The 1,285-nt window shown below is 53.2% G+C and carries 1 protein-coding gene; it reads left to right on the top strand.

The features are described 5' to 3' along the window. Positions 1-28: 28 nt before the first annotated feature. Positions 29-1,263, top strand: a protein-coding gene (locus MHY22_RS11440; RefSeq protein ID WP_239194158.1) for an IS3 family transposase whose coding sequence is annotated in 2 segments (ribosomal slippage) — positions 29-317 and positions 317-1,263 — 1,236 coding nt in all. Because the reading frame shifts where the segments join, the coding sequence is not laid out codon by codon here. Positions 1,264-1,285 lie beyond the last annotated feature (22 nt).

Below are 1,285 nucleotides of genomic sequence, written 5' to 3'. Positions count from 1 at the left end.
AGTAGAAGTAGATGGGAAAATCTGGAATATGCCAAGAAAATTTGACCAGGATGCAAAGGACCGTGTGGTCCGTCTCGTGGAAGATCGCATCTTGGCAGAAAATATGTCGATGCAAGCCGCGTGCCAGGCAGTAGCTCCAAAGCTGGGGGTTTCATGGCATACGGCCCGTCAATGGACTCAACAGGCCCGTCGTGCGGGAAACATCCCAGAACCTGTGCCTGAAGATTTGGCCGCGGAAAACGCGAGGCTGCGTCGTGAAAATCAAGAGCTACGCGACACTAATGAGCTGCTGAAGGCCGCTTCAGCTTTTTTCGCGTCGGAACTCGACCCAAAACGTCGGAAATGATCCGGTTCATCGATGAATACCGGGTTCGTTTCTCTGTCGAGTTCATCTGTAAGACGTTGAAGAATAACCGGGCTGGTGGGTTTATCACCTCGCGTGGCTATCGCCAGTCCAAGGCCCGTGGGTTAAGTGCTCGTCGCCTTCGTGATGCTGTGCTGGTCGAACGCATTAGAACTGTTCATCGGGATAATTACGGTGTCTACGGTGTACGGAAAATGTGGCATGCTCTCCGCCGTGACGGAATTGATATCGGTCGTGAACAAACTGCCCGTTTAATGCGCTTGGCCGGTGTTTCTGGCAAAGGCAAAGGCAGATCACCTCTCACAACCCGTAAGCCTAACGTGCCTGATCTGCGCCCAGACTTGGTCGAGCGTGAGTTCAAAGCCCCCGGACCGAACAAACTGTGGGTGGCTGACATTACGTATGTGCGCACGAAGAAAGGCTTTGTGTATGCCGCGTTTGTCACCGACGTTTACTCCCGACGGATCGTTGGGTGGGCGTTATCAGACTCCATGCGCACCGAAGCGTTGCCGCTGCAAGCTCTTAATCAGGCGATCGTGTGTGCTGAGGAAACAACAGGTCTCATTCACCATTCGGATCACGGCTCGCAGTACGTCAGCGTGGTCTACAACGAGCGCCTTGCCCAGCACGGGATTGCCGCTTCCACCGGAACTGTCGGGGATTCTTATGACAATGCTCTGGCTGAAAACGTTAACGGCTCCTACAAGAACGAGCTGATCCATACTCGCAGGTGGGATGATGTTGTCGAGGTAGAAATCGCGACGTTCGAGTGGGTGTCATGGTGGAACGAGATGAGGCTTCACCAAAGCTTGGGATACCGAACCCCAGTCGAAGTGGAAACCGATTTTTGGAAGCAGAACCCGCCGCAAGAAATAATAGAAATCAAGGCAAATGCCTAGGAACAAAACTCGGGGCACTTCA

Origin of the sequence: Corynebacterium sp. ACRPO, from assembly GCF_022347205.1 — a bacterium.
GTDB lineage: Bacteria > Actinomycetota > Actinomycetes > Mycobacteriales > Mycobacteriaceae > Corynebacterium.
The sequence above is the reverse complement of the archived record's forward strand: the minus strand, read 5'-3'. Positions and strand labels throughout refer to the sequence as shown.